This is a genomic window from Nocardiopsis sp. B62 (genome assembly GCF_018070675.1).
In the GTDB taxonomy this organism is placed as follows: Bacteria; Actinomycetota; Actinomycetes; order Streptosporangiales; family Streptosporangiaceae; genus Nocardiopsis; species Nocardiopsis prasina.
Window position 1 is genome coordinate 23,933 of sequence record NZ_JAGPXK010000031.1, and the last position, 20,838, is coordinate 44,770.

18 protein-coding genes are annotated in these 20,838 nt (G+C 70.2%); 14 read left to right on the top strand and 4 right to left on the bottom strand.

Annotated elements, in window-relative coordinates:
• Nucleotides 1-125: 125 nt before the first annotated feature.
• From grpE to KBX21_RS23215, 8 genes are all read left to right on the top strand, one after another.
• On the top strand, nucleotides 126-809 hold the full coding sequence (gene grpE, locus KBX21_RS23180) for a nucleotide exchange factor GrpE (RefSeq protein ID WP_307869258.1): 684 nt from the start codon (nucleotides 126-128) through the stop codon (nucleotides 807-809).
• Between the two features lie 92 nt (nucleotides 810-901).
• On the top strand, nucleotides 902-2,485 hold the full coding sequence (locus KBX21_RS23185) for an Hsp70 family protein (protein WP_210843691.1): 1,584 nt from the start codon (nucleotides 902-904) through the stop codon (nucleotides 2,483-2,485).
• Between the two features lie 31 nt (nucleotides 2,486-2,516).
• Nucleotides 2,517-5,216: a hypothetical protein gene (locus tag KBX21_RS23190; RefSeq protein WP_210843694.1), complete on the top strand. Its 2,700-nt coding sequence runs from the start codon at nucleotides 2,517-2,519 to the stop codon at nucleotides 5,214-5,216.
• Nucleotides 5,217-5,221: 5 nt separating this feature from the next.
• A complete protein-coding gene (locus KBX21_RS23195; RefSeq protein WP_017542440.1) occupies nucleotides 5,222-6,430 on the top strand; it encodes a hypothetical protein in 1,209 nt (402 codons plus the stop codon).
• Nucleotide 6,431: 1 nt separating this feature from the next.
• The gene (locus KBX21_RS26990) at nucleotides 6,432-8,873 is read left to right on the top strand and encodes a hypothetical protein (RefSeq protein WP_210843696.1); all 2,442 of its coding nucleotides are present in this window, start codon (nucleotides 6,432-6,434) and stop codon (nucleotides 8,871-8,873) included.
• Nucleotides 8,874-10,517 carry a hypothetical protein gene (locus tag KBX21_RS26995; protein ID WP_210843698.1) on the top strand — a complete coding sequence of 548 codons (1,644 nt, stop codon included), beginning with the start codon at nucleotides 8,874-8,876 and terminating at the stop codon, nucleotides 10,515-10,517.
• A 5-nt stretch (nucleotides 10,518-10,522) separates the two neighbouring features.
• The gene (locus KBX21_RS23210; RefSeq protein ID WP_247666216.1) at nucleotides 10,523-10,735 is read left to right on the top strand and encodes a hypothetical protein; all 213 of its coding nucleotides are present in this window, start codon (nucleotides 10,523-10,525) and stop codon (nucleotides 10,733-10,735) included.
• A 97-nt stretch (nucleotides 10,736-10,832) separates the two neighbouring features.
• Entirely contained in the window at nucleotides 10,833-11,243 is a 411-nt protein-coding gene (locus KBX21_RS23215; RefSeq protein WP_049578664.1) for an SRPBCC domain-containing protein, read from the top strand.
• On the opposite strand, the gene KBX21_RS23220 is transcribed toward KBX21_RS23215, so the two are convergent.
• Nucleotides 11,244-11,639 carry a metallopeptidase family protein gene (locus KBX21_RS23220; protein ID WP_026128887.1) on the bottom strand — a complete coding sequence of 132 codons (396 nt, stop codon included), beginning with the start codon at nucleotides 11,637-11,639 and terminating at the stop codon, nucleotides 11,244-11,246.
• A gap of 196 nt (nucleotides 11,640-11,835) precedes the next feature.
• Here KBX21_RS23220 and KBX21_RS23225 point away from each other — a divergent pair, with 196 nt between their 5' ends.
• From KBX21_RS23225 to KBX21_RS23240, 4 genes are all read left to right on the top strand, one after another.
• Nucleotides 11,836-12,237 carry a DUF3499 domain-containing protein gene (locus tag KBX21_RS23225; RefSeq protein ID WP_049578659.1) on the top strand — a complete coding sequence of 134 codons (402 nt, stop codon included), beginning with the start codon at nucleotides 11,836-11,838 and terminating at the stop codon, nucleotides 12,235-12,237.
• A gap of 89 nt (nucleotides 12,238-12,326) precedes the next feature.
• The gene (locus KBX21_RS23230; RefSeq protein ID WP_210843702.1) at nucleotides 12,327-13,697 is read left to right on the top strand and encodes a phosphomannomutase/phosphoglucomutase; all 1,371 of its coding nucleotides are present in this window, start codon (nucleotides 12,327-12,329) and stop codon (nucleotides 13,695-13,697) included.
• 38 nt (nucleotides 13,698-13,735) lie between these two features.
• Nucleotides 13,736-13,912, top strand: a complete 177-nt coding sequence (locus KBX21_RS23235; protein ID WP_017542448.1) for a Trm112 family protein — start codon at nucleotides 13,736-13,738, stop codon at nucleotides 13,910-13,912.
• A gap of 176 nt (nucleotides 13,913-14,088) precedes the next feature.
• Complete coding sequence (locus KBX21_RS23240) at nucleotides 14,089-15,402, top strand: serine/threonine-protein kinase (protein ID WP_210843704.1); 1,314 nt, start codon at nucleotides 14,089-14,091, stop codon at nucleotides 15,400-15,402.
• 21 nt (nucleotides 15,403-15,423) lie between these two features.
• Here KBX21_RS23240 and KBX21_RS23245 read toward each other — a convergent pair whose 3' ends face one another.
• The gene (locus tag KBX21_RS23245) at nucleotides 15,424-16,560 is read right to left on the bottom strand and encodes a hypothetical protein (RefSeq protein ID WP_049578652.1); all 1,137 of its coding nucleotides are present in this window, start codon (nucleotides 16,558-16,560) and stop codon (nucleotides 15,424-15,426) included.
• Nucleotides 16,561-16,643: 83 nt separating this feature from the next.
• On the bottom strand, nucleotides 16,644-17,090 hold the full coding sequence (locus tag KBX21_RS23250; RefSeq protein WP_049578650.1) for a MerR family transcriptional regulator: 447 nt from the start codon (nucleotides 17,088-17,090) through the stop codon (nucleotides 16,644-16,646).
• Nucleotides 17,091-17,220: 130 nt separating this feature from the next.
• On the opposite strand from KBX21_RS23250, the gene ahcY (KBX21_RS23255) reads away from it, so the two are divergent.
• Together ahcY (KBX21_RS23255) and ahcY (KBX21_RS23260) are read left to right on the top strand one after the other, a co-directional pair.
• On the top strand, nucleotides 17,221-18,657 hold the full coding sequence (gene ahcY / locus KBX21_RS23255) for an adenosylhomocysteinase (RefSeq protein ID WP_049578647.1): 1,437 nt from the start codon (nucleotides 17,221-17,223) through the stop codon (nucleotides 18,655-18,657).
• A gap of 18 nt (nucleotides 18,658-18,675) precedes the next feature.
• A complete protein-coding gene (gene ahcY / locus KBX21_RS23260; RefSeq protein WP_210843706.1) occupies nucleotides 18,676-19,938 on the top strand; it encodes an adenosylhomocysteinase in 1,263 nt (420 codons plus the stop codon).
• Here the strand turns inward: ahcY (KBX21_RS23260) and KBX21_RS23265 are convergent.
• A complete protein-coding gene (locus KBX21_RS23265) occupies nucleotides 19,914-20,741 on the bottom strand; it encodes an RDD family protein (protein WP_049578643.1) in 828 nt (275 codons plus the stop codon). The two genes, ahcY (KBX21_RS23260) and KBX21_RS23265, sit on opposite strands and share 25 nt — an antisense overlap.
• Nucleotides 20,742-20,838: the final 97 nt, after the last annotated feature.

Genomic DNA, 20,838 nt, shown 5'->3' on the forward strand with positions numbered 1-20,838 from the left:
GACCTGTCCGAATTCTCCCAGGCCCAGTCGGGGTGGTGGCAGTGCGTCACGGAAACGTCCGGAACAGCCAATCGGCGTCTGCCATACTTGGCCCGGATCTGAGCCGGACGCGTCGGGAGGTTTTCGTGGGTGAATCGTTGACCGGGGACTTTGGTCCTCCGTGCGCGGATGTAGATCCCGTCGCCAGCGATATCGCGCCGAGTTCCGATTCACCGTCGCCCCCGGAGAATGAGACCGAATCCGGCATCCCGGAGGTTTCGGAGGGCGCGGCCCAACCCACGGAGGCGGTCGAGGTTCCCGCCGATTCCCACGCGGCGGAAACGTCGCACGGGGGAGTGGTGGCGGCCGTCGGCGGCCTGGAGGAGCAGGTGCGGAGATTCCACGTCCGCAGTGAGACCCAGGAACAGATCATCCGGCAGATGCAGGGCCGGATCGAGCAACTCCAGGGCGACCAGGTCCAGGCCCTGCTCAAGCCCGTGCTCCGCAGGTTCGCGGGACTGCACGCCCAGGCGGCCGAGGCAGCGGAGCGGGCGCGTGAACGAGGGGAGAAGGCCGAGAAGGACTTCGATTTCTTCATGGACGCCATTGAGGAGTCGCTCGGCCTCATCGACGTCGAATCCGTGGCCGCCGCGCCTTCCGCCGAGTTCGACCCCGCGAAACACCACGCGGCACGCGTCGTCCCCACCAGCGACGCCAAAATGGACAAGCGCGTCCATCGCGTCCTCCGCCAGGGATTCACCTATGTCGACGCTGACCGGGTGTTCCTCCCGGCACAGGTGAGCGTTTACCGGTATCAGCCGCCTCAGTAGGGTGCTGCCGTCATGGTGAACCGGCGCGGACACTGACCGCGAACGGTCCCAGAGCGGTGCCATACGACCAATTCCCAAGAAGGAGTCCCACGTTGAGTGACAGCGTGTACGGAATCGACCTGGGTACGACGTACTCCGCTATTGCTCGGATCAACGATCTCGGGCAGGCCGAAGTCGTCCCCAACTTCGACAGCAACCCGACAACCCCCTCCGTGGTCTATTTCGAGGGTGCGAACAACATCGTCGTCGGTGAGGAGGCCAAGCGTGTGCAGCGGTCGGCCCCCGACCACGCCTGCTCGCTGATCAAGCGCCACATGGGTACCCCCTACCCCCTCGATTTCCACGGCGAGAGGTACACGCCGGAGAGCGTGTCCGCGCTGATCCTCAAGGAACTGGTCAACACGGCCAACAGCGAGAGCCAGCAGGACGTCAACAGGGTGGTCATCACCGTCCCCGCCTATTTCGGGGTCAAGGAGAAGGAGGCCACCAGGCAGGCCGGGCAGATCGCCGGTCTGGAGGTGGTCGGCATCGTGACCGAGCCGGTGGCCGCCGCGCTCTCGCTCGGAATCCGCGGTGAGAGCGCGGAGACCGTCCTGGTCTACGACCTCGGCGGCGGCACCTTCGACACCACGGTCATGCGGGCGGAGGCGGGCCGGGTCGAGGTCGTCGCCGTCGACGGGAACAAGACCCTGGGCGGAGCGGACTGGGACACCGCGCTCTCCCAGCTGATCGTGGAGAAGTTCGTTGAGGCGGCCGGTCTGGGCGACGACGACCCCCTGCTGGACGAGGAGTTCGAGGCCGAACTGCTGGGTCAGGTCGAGGAGACCAAGAGGTCCCTGACCAAGCGGGAGAAGGCGACCGTCCGCTGCCGCTACGAGGACAGGGACGAGAAGGTCGAGGTCACGCGGGACGAGTTCGACGCCGCCACACGCCACCTGGTCGGGCAGACCCTGGAGATCGCCCAGCGGACCGTGGACACCGCCGAGCGGAAGACGCCGGGGCTGACGATCGACCGGGTGCTCTTGGTCGGCGGTTCGGCCAAGATGCCCATGATCGAGACCGCGCTGCGCGACCAGCTCGGCTGGGACCCGGCCCGGAGCGACTTCGACCTCGCTGTCGCCAAGGGCGCCGCCATCTACGGGCAGGCCGCCGTGGACGAGGTCCTGTCCACTGACGGCACCGAGGTGGCGGTGGCGGCCGACGCCGAGCAGAAGTACTTCCTCGGCGGCGCCAAGGCCCTCAGCGTCACCAACGTCCTCTCGCGCGGCCTCGGCGTCCGCTTCCACGACGTGGACAAGGACGAGGACTTCATCAGCTTCCTCGTACACGCCAACGACTCCATTCCCGTGCGACTCGACCCCATCACGGCCCGGACCATCGTAGACAACCAGAGCGAGGTCGAGATCGGGCTCTACGAGCAGGGCGGTGAACTCGAGTCGCGGTCCCCGGAGGACAACCAGCTCCTCCAGGAGAAGTCGCTGGAGATCCCGCTCATGCCCAGGAAGTCGCCGATCGAGATCACCCTCACGGTGACCGCCGAGGGGCTGGCCCGGGTCACGGCCTTCGAGCCCACCGGTAACCGGACCATCGACGTCGAGGCACAGGTCTCGGTCCTCTCGCAGGACGAGGTCGAGCAGGCGGCCAAGCAGGTCTCCGGCCTCGCGCTGCGTTCCTGACAAGGCCGGGCCGGAGGCACTGGAGGCAAGGGTGGCGTTGGACGCCAAGCAGTACAGGAAGTCGGTCCTCGTCCCGCTGGAGAAGGACAAGGACCGGATGGCGGTGCTCCAGCAGGCCATCCGGGACCTCCAGGGGACGGACGGGGCCACCGCTCTGGCCCGGCTGGACATGGCCGAGCTGTTCGCCGTGGAACCCTCGATGGCCGGGGCGGAACTGGAGAAGCACCTCGGCAGTCTCGAGGCAGCGTTCAACAGCCCCATCGTCAAGAACAAACGCTCCGCGCAGCTGCTGAAGAAGCTGCTGGAGCTGATGCGGCAGGCCGACGTGGCGGTCACCGACCCCGCCTTCTGGTCCGGGATGGCCAAGGCGCGGGCCAGCGCCATGCGGACGCGGCTGGACGGATTCGCCCGGGCGGTGGCACAGGAGCACCCGCTGAAGGTGGTGCTGTCCGACCAGGTCACCGAGCTGGCCTCCAGTACCGGCCTGACGGGTGTGGCCAGGAGCGACCTGGTCGACGCGCTCTCGGCACACGGGGTGCGGATCACCGACGACTTCGAGGTCCCCAGGGTCAGGGTGCCGCCGGCGGTACGCGTGGTGACCGACTTCCCCGAGTTCCGGACCCTGGTGGACGTGGTGACCCGGCCCGAGCAGCATGAGGGGATCCGGGTCGTCGACGAGCTCTCCCGTGGCGAGCCCGCACGGGTCCTTGGCCCGGACGACGTGGCCCGGGCCAAGGAACTGCTGCAACGGCAGGAGGCCCGGGTCGAGGAGGGCGCCCGCCAGGCGGCCCAGAACGGGCTGGCCGCCCTGGCCGAGTGTGCCTCGCCCGCCGAGCTGCACGCGCTGGCCCTGTGCTCCCTCGCCGAGGCGGTCGAGGGCCTGCTGCGTCGTGGTCTGCCGCGGGTCACCGTGCACGAGAAGCTGTGCGAGTGGGGCGTGGACCACACCGACGCGGCGCGGTTGGTCACCAAACTGTCCGCCTCCACGAAGGTCCTCAGCCCGAACGACGTCGCCGACCGGTTGGCCGTCGGGGCCCTGGGTGAGGCGCGCAGACTGCTCGACAGCCTTCCCGGGCCGGAGTGCGAGGAGAGCGTCGAACGGGAGCGTCTGGCGAAGCGGGTCGAGGTCGCCGAGCGGAAGAAGAACCAGAGCGTCGCGCGCTACGAGACCGCGGTCAGGTCCGGGGACTACGCGGCCGCCGCGGCGGCCCTGCGGGAGGCCCTGGCCGTGGACACCCGCGACGAGGAGCTGCGAAGGCAGCTCCAGGGGCTGCCTCCCCCGCCCCCCGCGAACCTGTCGTTGAGGGCGGACGGCCAGGCTCTCGTGGTGTCCTGGAGCGCGGACGGGGAGGGAACGGCCCGCTACGCGGTGGTGCGGACGGCCGATGGCGTCCCCGCCAATCCCCAGGACGGCGAGCTTCTCGCGAACGGCTTCACGGGCACGCTCTTCCGCGATGAGAGGCCCCCGGTCGGTACCCGGGTGTGTTATTCGGTGTTCGCCACCCGCGACGGTGCCCTCTACTCGGCCCCGGCCACGGACACCTGTGAGGTCCTACCCGCACCGTTCGACCTGGGGGCTTCCTCCGGTTCCTCACGGGTGTCGCTCTCGTGGGGGGTACCGACCGAGGCTCTCGGCGCGATCGTGACCCAGACGGCCCCGGACGGGAGCCAGAGGACGCACCGTCCCACGACACCCGGTCGGATGACCGTCACCGGGCTGACTCTGGGTACCAGGTACCGGTTCTCCGTCGCCGCCGTCTACCTGACGGAGGGCGGACAGCGGCGGGAGTCGGCCACCGTCAGCACCTACGCGACACCACGGGGCTCCATCCAGGCTGTGGAGGACCTGCGGATCGAGTCGACCCCGGAGGCCCACCGGGCCAGTTGGCCGACCGTCACCGGCTACTCGGTCGAGCTGTGGGCCCTGCCGGTCAGCGCGCGGGTCGAGTCCGGAACCCGGCTCACCCAGGCCGGTCTCTCCGGCATGCGCGGCCGACGGCTGACCCTGCGCCCGGGAGGGGAGAGCGGCGGGCGTACCACGTGCGAGTTCGATTCACTTCCGGAGGTCAACCTCCTGGTCCCCGTGACCGTGGACGGTGACGGCGGACTGGTCGGCACCGCCCAGATCACCGGTTCGGCTCCGCAGGTGAGGACACCGACCGTCGAGAGGCTGGGCGACGAGCTCCGGCTGTCCTGGGAGTGGCCCGAGGGCGACCACCTGATCGAGGTCGGCTGGAAGGCGGGCGGTCAGCAAACCACCCGCAGGGTTTCCCGAACCGTCTACAACGACGGCGGCGGGGTCCGCATCCCGGACGCGGACTCGGTCAGCGACATCACCCTGGCCACCGTGGTGCGGACCGGAGACCGGGAATGGGCGTCCGCGTCCCTCGCTGTCGCGTTGAGCGGACCCACGCCCAAGGTGCGCTACTCCCTGGAGGTCAGGCGCTCCTGGATGGGCGGGAAGGGGACCGTCAGGGTGACCGCCCAGTCCCCGGAGTACCGGGGGCGGATCCCGGTCCTCACGGTCCTCAAGGAAGCGAAGTTCATGCCGGGTGGCGCCTCGGACGGAACCGTGATGGACCGCCGCGAACTGGACTTCACCGACCAGAGTTCCCTCTCCTTCGAACTCAAGCTGGGAAAGGTCGCCACCCCGTTCTGGGTGCGGCTCTTCGTCGAACCGGGCAGCGGCGCCCGGTTGCAGGATCCCCCGACAAGCCAGATGCGAGGCTGAGCGCAGTGCTCTTCACAACGACGGCCCCGTGCCCGTACTGCTACACCGAGATCAACCCCCGGAAGCTGGCCTACCGGTGCTCGGGGCGGCACGCGGCCGGCAGGACCCCCTGCGAGAAGAAGGCCGACCCGGCTCGCGGCAGGCATTTCAACGACACCAACGGGTACTGGCCCGTCATCGGGTCGGAGAAGCCCGGCACGCTCCTGGGCGGGGTCCCCAAACCCGGCCTCTCCGGCAACTGTGAGAACTGCGGGTCCGAGCCCGGGCCGCCGGTGTGCCCGGAGTGCCATTCGCTCCTGCCCTCCGAATACGGTGCCGACTCCGCCCTCTTCGGCATGGTCGGTGTCCGAGGGGCGGGCAAGACCGTCATGCTCTCGATCCTGGACGCCGAACTCCAGACCTCCGTCGCCGACCGCTTCGACGCTGCCATCGACGCCCCGGGCGGCAAGTCCGGGCTCACTCGGGACCTGCGGGTCTACCACCAGCTCATGAGCGAGGGGAGCGGGACCGTTCCCGGGCAGACCCAGGAGAACCGCACCGGCAGGAAGGAACCCGCGGTCTACTCCTGGCGGTACACGAAGAAGGGACCGTTGGGGACCTCCCGGACCGCCTCCACGGTCTTCTCCTTCTACGACAACGCGGGTGAGGACTTCGCAACCACCGACGCGGCCATGACCCAGCGCTACCTGGGTGCCACCTCCGGGGTCATCCTGCTGCTGGATCCCTTCGGCTTCCCGGAGAACCACAAACGGGCGGTGGACAAGGGGGCGGGTTACATGGAGACCGGCCCGGAGGAGGTGATCGACGCCATCACCGCCGTCCTGCGCGCCACGGGGAACGTCAAGCGGACGAAGAAGATCAAGCAGCCCATCGCGGTGGTGGTGTCCAAGATCGACGCCTTCTTCGACCAGATCGAGGAGGACCACCCGCTGCGCAGCCCCTCGTCGAAGCGGCCGGTGTTCGACGAGTCCGAGGGACAGACCGTGCACGACCACGTGGGCCTGCTGATCCAGCAGTGGGGAGGAGCCGGACTCCTCCGCAAACTCGAGCACAACTACACCTCATTCCGGCTCTTCGGAGCCTCCGCCCTGGGCGCCGAACCGGACTACGCCTCCCAGCGCGTGAACCAGCGCGGCCTGTTGCCCCATCGCATCGCCGAACCGCTGCTCTGGCTCATGGCGACGCGCGGTTTCCTTCCGTCGACGGGAGCGTGAGATGGCCTTCGAGACAGCAACTTACACCGACGTCATGGCGGGTGAGGCTGTCGACGGCGTCGACGGCTTCAACTTCCAGGCGGTCTCCCCGGGAGTGACCGGGGTGGACCAGCAGCGCATCCGGGAGGGGCTGCTTCACCGGGTGGTCCCCTCCTGGGACCTGGGACACGACGCGCTCGACCACCCGCCCACGTGCGCCTTCGAGGTCCGGGGCGGGCGCAGCTACCTCTCCCGGGGCAGGTCCTCCGGCATCACCAACAGCGGCCGTCCCGGCAACCAGGTCACCCAGGTCATCACCACCTCCGACCCGGACGACTTCATCCCCTACCGTCCCGCCCAGCTCTACGGGGCCCTCCAGTGGACCCTGGAGAAGGCACCCGGGCCCGATCCCGACCCGTGGGTGACCCCCTTGGAGGTCCGCCCCGAGTTCGAGGTGGACGCCCTCCAGGAAATGGTCACCGGCGACGCGTGGGCGACGCGGGTTCTCCCGCACTACCTGACGATGATCGACGCGGCCCTCGGGCCCACACCGACCAAGGCGGTGCTGCTGCACACCGACCTCGACCAGGTGATGCGCTGGATCGCGCTGGGCACGCTCTTCATGGAGGCCGAACGCGCCCAAACCCTCAACTTCCGGGCGTTGGTGGACGACCCGTGGCGTGTCGACGCCCTCCTGGTGGGGGTCAGCCCCGAGTTCGGCGGGGGCGACCTCGGTTCCGCCCATGTCCTGGACCTGGCGAACCGCACGGTTCCCGACATCGAGCCGAGCGACGTGGCGCGGGCTCGGGCCGAACTGTTCACCGGACACGACGCCGCCGACGCCCTGACCGCCGTGGAGGTCGCGCGGCGCTGGGAGACGGTGCTCGGCCCGCAACTGGCCAACGACGCCGCCCGACTGGTCGGTGTACCCGACCCCGAGACCGACGGGGCTCGTGCGTGGCGTACCGCGGTCTCGGCGATCGAGCGGTTGGCGCGGGCCGGGATGGAGGACGACCTGGCCCTGTACGGGGAGGAACTGGGTGAGGCCGCCGTCACCTACGGACCGACCACGGCGGAGGAGTTCGCCCTGGCGGGACGGGCCGTTCGGCACGCGCACGACCTCGGGCTGGACGAGGTGGCCCGAGCCGTCCTCCTGCCGGTGCTCGAGGCGCTCACCGCCATTCCCGCGCTCGCCGGTTCCTTCGCCCGGGAGCTCTCCGGGGCGCGGGTTCCCGTGGAATGGGAGTCGGAGGAGGAGCGTTCGGCGGCCGGAGGGTTCCTGGACGCCGTGCTCGCCGCGGCCCCGACGGAAAGCCTGCCCGACCTTTTCGGAGCGGCCGGAGCGATCGGCGCCCCGGTGACGGAGGAGGCCCGCGCGGCCGCCGCCGAGACCCTCTCAGGGCTGTGGCTCACCGACCCGGGGCTGGGCCGGGACAGGTGGCGGCTGTGGCTCGGCGGCCCGGAGGTGGCGGCGGCCACCGCACGGCGCCTCGGAAAAGCCTTCCACGCGAACGAGGGCTGGGCGGTCGACGCCCTGATCCGTGGGGACTGGGACTTCCTCGTGTGGGAGACCGACAGCTCCGACCTGCGCGGTTGGATCCAGGCCGGGAGGATCAGTCGTCTGCCCCTCGCCGAACGCCGTGAGCGGATCGCCACCTCCCTGCTGATCCCAGCGGAGGCGTGGCAACTGGCCCTTGGCGGCTCCGAGGTGCGGGACGACCCCGCGCTGTGGGCGTCGTGGGTCCACCGTCACGGCTTCACCAACTCCCTGCTGTCCAAACTGAGGTCGGCGCTGAGGGAGGCCCTGTCGCCCGCCCCGGGATCCGAGGCGGAGAAGGTTGACTGGGGTCCGCTTCTGGAGGCTCTCAGAGATGCCCCCTTGAACGAACTCGCCCAATGGTCCGAGGACTATCTCCGGGCGCGGGGGACCCTCGAGGCCGCGCGGGCGAAGAGCCGAGACGAAGCGGACCTGACCCTCGACACGGACCTGCTCAAGCTCCGGCCGATGGCCCCCCTCCTGCTGGACGACATCGGGCGTGAGCTCCTGCGCTCCCAGGGCCAGGCCGCGGTCGGTCAGGACGGGGACGATCGGGAGAGGGCCGAGAGCGAGAGGGCCGCTCGTGACGGAGCCGATCGAGAGAGGCGGGACAGGCTCGCCCTGGCGGTCGTCCCATGGGGGCCGGCGGCGATACGGGTCCACCTGGAACGCGAGGCGGACCGAAGCCGGGACCCGCGCGTGGTCGACCGGGCCCTGCGGCTGCTCTCCGATCCCGACCGGAAGGTGTCCGAGGCGGCCGACGCCGCGCTGACGGGGATCACCGATTCGCAGCCTGACCTGATCCGCGAGGTCAGGGGCAGGTTCCGGTTCCGCAGTGAACTGGACAGGTACCTCAGGGGACGGCCGGTCGGATCGGGAGACCGGCGCAGGACGAACCATCCGTTCGGCTGGGGGAGGGGGAAGTAGATGCCGCAGCTCATACTGATCCTGCTCCTGATCGGCCTGGCGATCGCCGCCGTGATCATCGTGATCTACCTGGTCATCATGATCGTCTGGACGCTCGTCGCCCTCGTCCTTCGGATCGTCGCGTGGGTGTTCGTCCTCTGGCTCGGATCCTCCCTGGTGGGCCTGGTCGGCGGTGTCGTCCGGGGTGTGGTCTTGCCCCCGTTCGTCCTGGCGGGCAGGGAGGAGGAACAACCCGGGATCGCCACACCCGAGGCGGTGAAGGCGGGACGGGTGCTCGGTGCGGCGCCCCGTGGTCAGGTCAGCTGGGACTACGCCTGGCCGATCTACGTCCCCTACCAGGCCAAGCGGGACGCCAACGCCGTCCTGGCGGCGGCGAAGCGGATCAGTCGCGACGCCTTTCGCTCCGCGTTCGACTCGTGGATCCTCGGGGCTCTGCTTCTGCCGGTCGTCACCGGATATGCCTTGGGCCTGTGGGTGTCGGTCCTGACCTGGTACTTGCTGATGCGTCTCCTCGGCGGGGTCGTGCACCTCGTCCAGACGCTCGGGGTCAGGGTGTACCGCTGGTCCGGTCACCTGGCCCAGCGGCGCAGGAAGGCCGAGCTCCGCTGCGTCAAGTGCTACCGGGTCACGCTCACGCCGAGCTACCGGTGCGCCAACCCCGATTGCACGGCGATCCACCGCGACGTCCGTCCAGGCCCCCTGGGTGTCTCCCATCGGCGGTGCGGATGCGGAACCCGTATCCCGGTCACGGTCAGTAGGGCGGCCCGCCAGCTGACCGCTCTCTGCCCCCTCTGCGATGAGGACGCTCCGGAGGGAAGCGGTACTCGGCGGGTCCTGCCGGTGCCGGTCATCGGAGCCGTCAGCGCGGGCAAGACCCAGTTCCTGACCGCCGGTGTGGTCGAACTGGCCCACCAGGTCGAGTCGCTCTCGGGCACGCTCACCCCGATCTCCCCGGGAGCCGAGGACTTCGTACGGGCCGCCGCCACCGCCGTCGCCAACGGTCGGAGGGTGGCCAAGACGGCCTGGGACGACCGGCCCGAGGGGGTTCCGCTCATGTTGTCGGTGCGGGGGCGCGAGGCCGAGGTCCACTTCATGGACGCGGCGGGGGAGAACTTCGTCGACTGGGACCGGTCGGGCTCCCTGGGCTACCTCGACACAACCGACACCCTGCTGTTCATCCTCGATCCCCTGGCCCTTCCCGCAGTGCGCGAGCGGCTTCGGCGGGCCAACGAGGGGGACACGGTCCCGCTCGCCCAAGGCGATCAGGAGGACGCCTACGCCAGCGTGGTCGACCGGCTCCGGGCGTCGAGGGTGCCGCTGGACGCCAAACGCCTGGCGGTCGTCCTGACCAAGCTCGACGTGCTCCAGCGGATCCCGGACACCGACGGGCCCGACCCCGAGGAGGGCGACTCGGTCCGGGAGTGGCTGAGGGCCAACGGGGCGCGCGGTCTTGTTCGGCGCATTGACCAGGACGACTTCCGGAACGTCGGCTACTTCGCGGTGAACTCGCTCGGGGCCCGGGACGGCTCCGACCCGTCCCACCCCGTCCGGGTCTTCGACTGGGTGCTGCGCTCGGCCGACCCGGGGCTGGCCGTGGTGTCGGCGCGAACATCCGGGACGGAAGAGGAGGGGAAGGCCGCGTGAACGGCATGAGGGACGGTATCCCGCTGGTCTACCGGACGTTCCGCAACTCGTGGACGGTCCTGCACGTCCTGCTCGTGCTGGCCGGGGTGGCCGCCCTGGTCTGGTGGTGGCGGGAGGGCAACCTCGTGACGCTGCTGACGGCCTTCCTGGAGGGCCTGCTCACCATCCAGAGGAACGTGGGGGGTCTGGTGCCCTGGCCGTGGAGCCGTCGCTGGTAGTCCGCCAACCGGAGAACATCTCCCACCGGCTCTCGTGGCGGGGCTGGTGGGGGCGATGTGGGTAGTGAGGGGAGAGGGATCGGTTGGAGGGGGAGTCATGGGTGAGATGGACCTGGTGTCGCTGGGTGACGACCGGTGGACACTGACGGTGGAACGGAACCTGGGGTACCCGGCGGAGGCCGTGTGGCGGGCCATCACGGAGCCCGAGGGGCTGAACCGTTGGTACCCGATGGCGGTCGAGCGACTGGACCTGAGGGTCGGCGGAGAGATCGCCTTCCGGGACGAGGAGGGCGGGGAGACGACGGCCGTGGTCACGGAGGTCGAACCGCCGCGGGTGTTCGGCTTCCGGGAGTTCGATCCGGAGACGGGAGAGCACCAGCTGCGCCTCACCCTGGAGGGTGACGGCCGACTGGTGCTGGCTCACACGTTCACGGGCAGGGAGTGGGCAGAGCGCACCACGGTGGGGTGGCGCGCCTGCCTGAACGAGCTGGAGAACTCCCTGAGGTGATCAGTTCTCCGGGTCGACCGACTCGGGTTCGACTCCGAGGAGGTTGGCCACTTCCTCCACGACGGCCTCGTGGACCAGGAGGGCCAGTTCCTCTGGGTCCTTGGTCCGGATCTCCACCGGACGCCGGTAGACGATGATCCTGGCCCGGCCGGCGGGGTCGCTCTCCAGGCGGGAGAAGGGGATCGCCTCGGCGAGGTCGCCGTGGAGCGGGACCGGGGGAACGTCCTCCACCAGGAAGTCGACGTTCGCCAGCTCACGCGCCCACAGGCGCTCCAGGCGTTCGACGGCGTCGAGGACGAGATCGTCGAAGGCCTGCGCTCGGCTCCGGGAGACAGGCAGGTCAGACGGCACGAGAGGACCGCGGATGCCTCGACCCCGGCGGTCCCGGCGCCGCACTCTGTCTGGTTGGCCACTGGAAAGGCGCACTCGTCGCACACTTCGAGACTAAGCCATCACGGGCGCTGCGCGAAGTCCCGGCGCCTGGGAAGAATCGGGACGCCGACCCACCGGGTCAAGAACAGTCGCCCAAAAACTGTGCAGGTCATGGGACGATGCTGGCGTGTCCCTCGGTAAAGGCATACAGTCAAACGCTGTGAGCCATGTTCGACGCTGTTCCCGCACCGCGTGCAGGCAGCCCGCCGTATTCACGCTCACGTACGTCTACGCCGACTCCACCGCAGTCCTCGGTCCGCTCGCCGCCTACGTGGAACCGCACTGTTACGACCTGTGCGCGATCCACGCCGAACGGTTGACCGCACCGCGTGGCTGGGATGTCGTTCGGCTTCCGGTCGAGACGTCGGGAGGAGGTCCCGGCAGTGACGACCTGGAGGCCCTGGCCGACGCCGTACGTGAGGCGGCGCGGCCGCCCGCGCGCCAAGAGCCGTCCCCCGGTGAGCCCGTGGGGGAGGGGCACGAGACGTTGCGCCGGGGTCACCTGCGCGTGGTCAAGTCCGACCGGGGTGAGCAACGCCCGCCACACCACCCGAACGGCTGACCCGGTCCGCTCTTGCTAGTTTTGTACGGCGCTCGAACAACGGGGCGCTGTACCGAATTCGTCGCAGGATCGACCTGGCCGGAGCAGACGTGGCTGACCTCGGAAGCATCTTCAAGGCATACGACGTACGCGGTGTGATTCCGGACACCTTCAACTCCGGCATCGCTCGAGCGATCGGTGCCGCCTTCGCCCTGGTGGCCGGCGGACCCGCCGTCGTGGTCTCCCACGACATGCGCCCCTCCTCGCCGGAACTCGCCCGTGCCTTCGCGGACGGAGTCACCTCCCAGGGCGTGGACGTGGTCTTCGCCGGGCTCGGCTCCACCGACCTCCTGTACTACGGTTCCGGCTCCCTGGACCTGCCCGGCGCCATGTTCACCGCCAGCCACAACCCGGCCGAGTACAACGGCATCAAGATGTGCCGCGCGGGCGCCGCGCCGATCAGCGCCGAGACCGGCCTGGCCGACGTGCGCGGGCTCGCCGAGGACTTCCTGTCCGGCGCGAAGGACCTGGACGCCCACGAGGGGCCGAAGGGCACCGTCACCGAGCGGGACCTGCTTCCCGGGTACGCCGACTACCTGCGCGAGCTCGTCGACCTCTCGGGCTCCCGCCCGCTCAAGGTCGTCGTGGACGCGGGCAACGGCATGGGCGGCCTGACCGTCCCGGCCGTCCTGGAGCAGGGCCTGCCGTTGGAGGTCGTCCCCCTGTACTTCGAACTGGACGGCACCTTCCCCAACCACCCGGCCAACCCGCTGGACCCGGACAACCTGGTGGACCTCCAGGCCAAGGTCCGTGAGACCGGCGCCGACCTCGGTCTGGCCTTCGACGGCGACGCCGACCGCTGCTTCGTGATCGACGAGCGCGGCGAACCCGTCTCCCCGTCCGCGGTCACCGCGCTGGTCGCCTCCCAGGAGCTCAAGCGCGAGCCCGGCGGCACCATCATCCACAACCTCATCACCTCGGCGGCGGTCCCCGAGATCGTCACCGAGCGCGGCGGCAAGCCCGTCCGCACCCGGGTCGGCCACTCCTTCATCAAGGCGACCATGGCCGAGACCGGCGCGATCTTCGGCGGGGAGCACTCCGCCCACTACTACTTCCGGGACTTCTGGAAGGCCGACACGGGTATGCTCGCGGCCATGCACGTCCTGCGTGTCCTGGGCGCGGACGAGCGTCCGCTCTCGCAGATCACGCAGGAGTACTCCCGGTACGCGGCCTCGGGAGAGGTCAACTCCAGGGTCGCCGACGCCGCTGGTCGCATGGCCGCGGTGCGCGCGGCGTTCGTGGGCAGGGACGGGGTGACCGTCGACGAGCTCGACGGCCTCAGCGTCACCCTGCCGGACGGCGCGTGGTTCAACCTGCGCGCCTCCAACACCGAGCCGCTGCTGCGACTCAACGTCGAGGCCCCTGACGACTCCGCCGTGACGCGCCTGCGCGACGAGGTCCTGGCCCTCGTCCGCACCTAGCCCGCGCCGACACGGCCACCACACGAGGAACGAGAACCATGAGCACGAAGATCGACGGCTGGCTGCTGGAGATCCTGGCCTGCCCGAAGAGCCAGGCCCCGCTCCGCCACGACCCGGAGACCGACGAACTGGTCTGCGACGAGAGCGGCCTGGCCTATCCCATCCGCGACGGGATCCCCGTCCTGCTGGTGGACGAGGCGCGCACGCTCTCCTGAACGGCGGGAAAAGGTTGGGTGGGTGACGGAACGATCCCGGCGTTTCGGTAGTCATATCCGGTACGCCCGGGTGAGGGGACACCGCCGGGGCCGCGGCTGAACGCGGCCCCGCCCGGCGTCCCGTGCCCGTTAACCTGATGCTGCGCCCCCGCTCAGCCCACCTCCGGAGGACATCGATGCCCGGTCCCGAATCGCTACTGCCGAGCGACCCCTCCTCGTTCGGCGCCTACAGCGTGACCGGACGTCTCGGGAAGGGCGGCCAGGGGGTCGTCTACCTCGCCGAGGACGGCAACGGCGACGAGTACGCGGTGAAGGTCCTCAACGACCAGTGGTCCGCCGACGCCGACCTGCGCAAGCGGTTCGAGAAGGAGGTGCGGGCCGCCCAACGGGTCGCGTCCTTTTGCACTGCGGCCGTCATCGACGCCCAGCTCGACAGCGAACCGCCCTACGTGGTCAGCGAGTTCGTGCCGGGCAAGGACCTCCAGGAGACGGTGGCCAAGGGCAAGGCGGTGCGGGGCGCCGCGCTCCAGCGCCTGGCCGTCTCCACCGCCACGGCGCTCGTGGCCATCCACAAGGCGGGGATCGTCCACCGCGACTTCAAGCCGGGCAACGTGCTGCTGGGCCCGGACGGTCCGCGGGTGATCGACTTCGGTATCGCCCGGGTCGACGACGGCACCGCCACGATGACCAACTCGATCGTCGGTACGCCCTCCTACATGGCGCCGGAGCAGATCGAGGGCCGCGGGATCACCGACAAGTGCGACATCTTCGCCTGGGGCTGCGTGATCGCGTTCGCCTCGACCGGCCGCGCGCCGTTCGGATCCGACACCGTTCCGGCGGTCGTGCACCGCGTGGTGAGCGCTCCGCCGGACCTGGACGGGCTGGACGAGGCGCTGCGGCCGATCGTGGAGTCCTGCCTGGACAAGGACCCGAACCGCCGCCCGAACGCCCAGACCCTGCTCATGCGGCTGCTCGGCCACGACGGCCCGGCCCACCCCTCGAACAACGCCGACGACGCCCTCCAGCAGGGCGAGCGGGTCGCCCAGACCGGCATGCTCAACGGCAACCAGCTGCCGCCCGTGCAGTACCCGCAGACCGGCGGGCAGCCGGGTATGGGTTACCCGACAGGCGTGTCCATCCCGGGCCCGTTCGGCGCTCACCCGGGGACCTCCAACCCCCGTCCGGGGCAGGTCGGCCACCCGATGAGCTCGGATCCGCGGCAGGCCGGGTTCGCCGCACACCCGGGCATGTCCAACCCGAGGCCGGGCGCGCCGGGCCAGCACCACCAGTCGCAGGCCGTGCACCAGGGCGCCAACCCGATGATGACCGGGGCGGCCAACCCGAACCAGACCTACACGCCGCACCAGCAGCCGCACCAGCAGCCGAGCCAGCAGGACTCGATCCTCCAGCAGGGCTGGGTGATCCCGGCGGTGCTGGTCACCATCATCATCCTGTTGCTGCTCCTGCTGATCCTGGGCCTCAGCGGCTGACGACAGGTTCCGCCTCCGAGCTCAACCCCGGGTGAGCCCGTCGACGGCGCGCGAGACCGCCTCGTCCACCAGGTCCCGTACCTGCGGCCAGCGATCGTCCACGCAGTCCGTGGGCAGAACGGTGACGCTCTCGCTCCGGGACATCTCCAGCGCCCGCCGCGCCCCCTCAGGGGTCACCAGGCGCGCGTTCGCCGTCACCGCCAGCACCCCCGAGGGCGGGCTGCCGACGTCCCGCACGACCACGTACAGGGCCATCGACGCCCCGTCCGCCACCAGTTCCAGGCAGGTCCACCAGTGCGCCGCGGTCCCACCCCGGCCGCCGTCGCCCGAGGTCACGGTGGCGGTCGCCGCCGGGTCCAGGGCGCTCAGCAGGAACGCGACCGAGCCGCGCCGGGACCGCACGTGGTCCAGGATCCGGCGGCGCGTCACGGCGGTCAGCGGGGGGACGGGGCGACCCGTCGGGGCCACCGCCTCCGGGTTCCACGCGAGTTCGTCGCGAAGCGCCCCGGTGACCAGGCGCGCCATGTGGGAGACCAGGGGCGCGAGCTCCTCCTCGGGGTCGCGCTTGTCCACCGGGGCGGGCGGAGGCGTGCCGGGGTCCAGGAGCAGAGGAGGCAGGTCGGCCCGCTGGAGGACCCGTGAGGCCAGTACCCAGGGCAGGGCCCAGGTCGCCCCGCCGCCGTCCGGTTCCTCCCCGGAGGCCTCGGCCGCCACCCGCACGCACTCGGCGTAGGTGTGCGCGGCCCGCACCACCGGGTGGGCGGGAACACTGGCGGCGCGGGCCAGGCGGATTGTGTGTTCGGTGGACAGCGCGGTCCGGAGCGGCCGCAACGGGGGGCTCTCGGGCGCGTTGCCCCGGCGCTCCCCACCGGAGGGGAGTTCGGCCACCCGCCCGGCCAGGGCGGCCACGTGAGGCCCGGTGATGGGTTCTCCGGACCCTGGCTCGCCGTGCAGGAGCAGGTCGGTGAGGTCGGGCCCGCCGCCCCACTCCCGGACGCGGTCCCGCGTCAGTTCCCGTCGCGCGGCCCCGTGTTGCTGGTGGGGCCGGTCCTGGCGCCGCTTGGCCCAGACGTTCCGGAGCAGGTCGACGTCCCTGAGGTCTTCGCGCACGCGCTCGGGGAGTGTCTCCCAGGCCGTGTCGCCGAGTTGGCTGTCCACGGTCTCATCCGTAGCCCGTGGACTCTTTGCCAAAACATGCCGAACGTTAGGTGCGGGTGTCCGGTGACGGCCGTGTCCCCGGGTCAACCAGAGTTGTTGTTGCGCGTCCCGGTACCGGTGGGTGCGGGGCGTCGGGAGTGCAGCAGGCGCATGGCCTTCTCCTTCTCGAAGTCCAGTGCGCGGGTGGGGGCGGCCGCCAACCTGCCCAGACGTTCGCCGTGCGCGCGCACCCGGGCCAGCACCTCGGGTTCGGCGAGGACCCGCAGGGCGAAGGCGAGCGCGGCGGGAGGGATGTCGAACTCGCGCTCCAGCTCCAGCCCACCCGCGATCGTGCGCAGGTCCTCCTCCGTGAACCGGCGGTGTCGGTGGCCCCGCCCGGTGGGTTGTTCCTGGGTGCGGGGGAGCAGGCCGAGTCCCTCTCGGTAGCGCAGCATGCGGGCCGTGCTGCCGACTCGCTCGGCTGCCGCGGAGATGGGGACCGGCGCGTCCTGCGGTCCGTGCGCTGTGGGGTCGTCGTCGAGGGCGGCCATGCAGGTGACCCTAACCCAACACCGGCCCCACATCGCGCGAATCTGACATCTCTGTGTGAGGTTTGTGTGCAGAGGGTGGTCGCGGGCCTAGAATCGGGTGGCAACCCATGACTTGACGAGTGAGGAACGCATGGCTTTCGACTTCAAGGTCGCCGATCTCTCCCTGGCCGAGTTCGGCCGCGACGAGATCCGTCTCGCCGAGCACGAGATGCCCGGCCTCATGGCCACCCGCGCCGAGTTCGGCGACAGCAAGCCCCTCACGGGCGCCCGCATCATGGGCTCCCTGCACATGACCGTGCAGACCGCGGTCCTGATCGAGACGCTCATCGCCCTGGGCGCCGAGGTCCGCTGGGTCTCCTGCAACATCTTCTCCACCCAGGACCACGCCGCGGCCGCCGTGGTGGTCGGCCCCGACGGCACCGTCGACGACCCCAAGGGCGTCCCCGTCTTCGCCTGGAAGGGCGAGACGCTGGAGGAGTACTGGTGGTGCACCGAGCAGGCCCTCACCTGGCCCGGCGCCGAGGGCCCCAACATGATCCTGGACGACGGCGGCGACGCCACCATGCTCGTCCACAAGGGCGCCGAGTTCGAGAAGGCCGGCGCCGTACCGGACCCCTCAACGGCTGACAGCGAGGAGTTCGAGGTCGTCCTGACCCTCCTCCAGGAGAGCCTCAAGAAGGACTCCACCAAGTGGACCACCATCGCCGGGGACATCAAGGGCGTCACGGAGGAGACCACCACCGGTGTGCTCCGCCTCTACGAGATGCAGCGTGACGGCAGCCTGTCGTTCCCGGCGATCAACGTCAACGACTCCGTCACCAAGAGCAAGTTCGACAACAAGTACGGCATCCGCCACTCGCTGCCGGACGGCATCATGCGCGCCACCGACGTTCTCATCGGCGGCAAGGTCGCCGTGATCTGCGGTTACGGCGACGTCGGCAAGGGCTCGGCCGAGGCGCTGCGCGGGCAGGGCGCCCGCGTCATCGTCACCGAGATCGACCCGATCAACGCCCTCCAGGCGGCCATGGACGGGTTCCAGGTCACCACGCTGGAGGACGTGCTGGAGGTCGGTGACATCTTCGTCACCACCACCGGCAACTTCAACGTGATCATGGCCGACCAGATCCTGCGCATGAAGCACCAGGCGATCGTCGGCAACGTCGGCCACTTCGACAACGAGATCGACATGGCCGGTCTGGCGAAGGTCCCCGGGATCACCAAGAAGGAGATCAAGCCGCAGGTCCACGAGTGGACCCAGGAGAACGGCAAGTCCGTTCTGGTGCTCTCTGAGGGCCGTCTGCTGAACCTGGGCAACGCCACCGGGCACCCCAGCTTCGTGATGTCCAACAGCTTCACCAACCAGGTCATCGCGCAGATCGAGCTGTTCACCAAGCCCGACGAGTACCCGACCGACGTGTACACGCTGCCGAAGATCCTCGACGAGAAGGTCGCCCGTCTGCACCTGGACGCGCTCGGCGTCAAGCTGACCGAGCTCACCAAGGAGCAGGCCGCCTACATCGGCGTGGACGTGGCCGGGCCGTTCAAGCCCAACCACTACCGCTACTAGGGGCGAGTCGTTCCACAGATGACTCCTCCCTCACACGAGGTGGCGGACCTCGGCCTCGCGAGGGCCGGGGTCCGCCGTGTGGCGTGGGCCGAACGCTCCATGCCGGTCCTGCGCAGCGTCCGCTCCCGGTTCGCCGAGGAACGGCCGCTCGACGGGCTCCGGGTGGCAGCCTGCCTGCACGTCACCGCCGAGACCGCCAACCTGCTCCGCGTCCTGCGCGCGGGCGGGGCACAGGTGTGGCTGGCCGCCTCCAACCCGCTGTCCACGCAGGACGACACCGCCGCCGCCCTGGTCGCCGAGTACGGAGTCGCCGTGCATGCGTGGGCGGGTATGGACACCGCCGCCTACGACCGCAACCTGGTCACCGTCCTGGAGTCCCGGCCGCACCTGCTGCTGGACGACGGCTGCGACCTGGTCAACACCGCGCACGTGGGCCGTCCCGAGCTGCTGGAGGGGGTCCTCGGCGGTTGCGAGCAGACCACCACCGGCGTGATCCGGCTGCGCAGGATGAGTGCGGAGGGCGAACTCCGGCTGCCGATGGTCGCGGTCAACGACACCCGTACCAAGCGCATGTTCGACAACCGCTACGGCACCGGGCAGTCGACCGTGGACGGGGTCCTGCGCGCCACCAACACGCTCCTGGCCGGGCGGACCGTCGTCGTGGCCGGGTTCGGCTACTGCGGGCGGGGCCTGGCCGAGAGGTTCCGGGGCATGGGCTCCCATGTGGTCGTCACCGAGGTGGACCCGGTCAAGGCGCTGGACGCCGTGATGCAGGGGTACACCGTCGCCACCATGGAGACGGCCGCTCCGGTCGGGGACGTGTTCGTGACCGCCACCGGGAACCGCGACGTGATCCGCCGTGAACACCTGGCGGTGATGCGCGACGGGGCGATCCTGGCCAACTCGGGCCACTTCGACCTGGAGATCGACCTCAACGCGCTGGAGTCGCTGTCCGTCGGCGTGGACCGTGGTGTGCGTGAACAGGCCGACGAGTACGAGTTCGCCGACGGCCGCAGACTGCTGCTGCTCTCCGAGGGGCGGCTGGTCAACCTGGGCGCCGCCGAGGGCCACCCGGCCGCCGTCATGGACATGTCGTTCGCCGTGCAGGCCCTCACCACCGAGTGGCTGGCCAGGGAGCACGCCACCCTCGCCCCCGGAGTGGTGGAGGTGCCGGAGGAGACCGACAACGAGGTGGCCCGGCTCGAACTGACCGCCCTGGGGGTGGGCATCGACGTCCTCACCCCCGACCAGGAGGCCTACCTCAGATCCTGGCGCCCCTGACCCCGTCCGGTGTGGCCGGGGTTCATGGCCTCCAGGCTGCGTCGGCGGCGCTCGGCCAGCACGGCGGCGAGGAAGTACGGCGGGGTGGTGCCGGGCGGCGGGAGCGGGCTGATCTGCGAGGCCACCGAGTCGGCGAGCTGGGTGCCCATCTCGTGGCGGGTGTGCTCGGCCAGCTCGCCGTAGCGCAGGACGTACTGGCGCGCTGCGTTGGCGGTCTCCGGGGACAGGCGCGACAGCTCGGTGGTCGCGGCCCAGGCGGCCAGGTGCGGCGGCATGGGGATGGCCGCGTCGCGGCGGCCGCCGGTGCGCTCCTCCACCACCATGGTCCCCGCCACGAAGTCCCCGACCCTGCGGCCGTCCCGGTTGAGCATCGAGGTGATCAGGGCGATCACACCCATGGTCATCCACAGTTCGACGAACCCGGAGAGCGCGCGGGCCAGCGCCTGCCGGAACCGTTCGGGGGAGCCGTCGGTGCCCACCACCCGCAGTCCCAGGGCCATCTTGCCCAGGGAACGACCGCGTGAGATCGACTCGAACGCGGTGGGGTAGCCGACGATGACGAGGATGGTCGCGGCCAGCGAGAGCGCGCTGGTCGCGGCGAAGTCGACGCTCACGGCGACCCAGTTGACGACCAGGCCCAGGGCGATCAGCGTGATGACCTGTACGAGGAAGTCGATGGCGATCGCCGCCGCGCGCGTGGCGAACCCGGCCGGGCGCAGTTCGAGTACCACCGCGTCACCCGTGACCAGCGGCGTCACGCCGTACATGTCGTCACGGGTCTCGCCACCACCGGGATAGGACACCAGTGCACGCTCCCTTACCGGGTGTCTGAAACCGTCCCCCTGACACTACCCGCCAGCGCGCGGCCGTGTTCTCACCCGTCTCGGAGGCAGTGACCGA

Coding starts and splice junctions, on each gene's coding strand:
- KBX21_RS26990 (WP_210843696.1), top strand. CDS start 6,432: ATGGCCTTCGAGACAGCAACTTACACCGACGTCATGGCGGGTGAGGCT.
- KBX21_RS26995 (WP_210843698.1), top strand. CDS start 8,874: ATGCCGCAGCTCATACTGATCCTGCTCCTGATCGGCCTGGCGATCGCC.
- KBX21_RS23210 (WP_247666216.1), top strand. CDS start 10,523: ATGAGGGACGGTATCCCGCTGGTCTACCGGACGTTCCGCAACTCGTGG.
- KBX21_RS23215 (WP_049578664.1), top strand. CDS start 10,833: ATGGGTGAGATGGACCTGGTGTCGCTGGGTGACGACCGGTGGACACTG.
- KBX21_RS23235 (WP_017542448.1), top strand. CDS start 13,736: ATGAGCACGAAGATCGACGGCTGGCTGCTGGAGATCCTGGCCTGCCCG.
- KBX21_RS23240 (WP_210843704.1), top strand. CDS start 14,089: ATGCCCGGTCCCGAATCGCTACTGCCGAGCGACCCCTCCTCGTTCGGC.
- KBX21_RS23250 (WP_049578650.1), bottom strand. CDS start 17,090: ATGGCCGCCCTCGACGACGACCCCACAGCGCACGGACCGCAGGACGCG.
- ahcY (WP_049578647.1), top strand. CDS start 17,221: ATGGCTTTCGACTTCAAGGTCGCCGATCTCTCCCTGGCCGAGTTCGGC.
- ahcY (WP_210843706.1), top strand. CDS start 18,676: ATGACTCCTCCCTCACACGAGGTGGCGGACCTCGGCCTCGCGAGGGCC.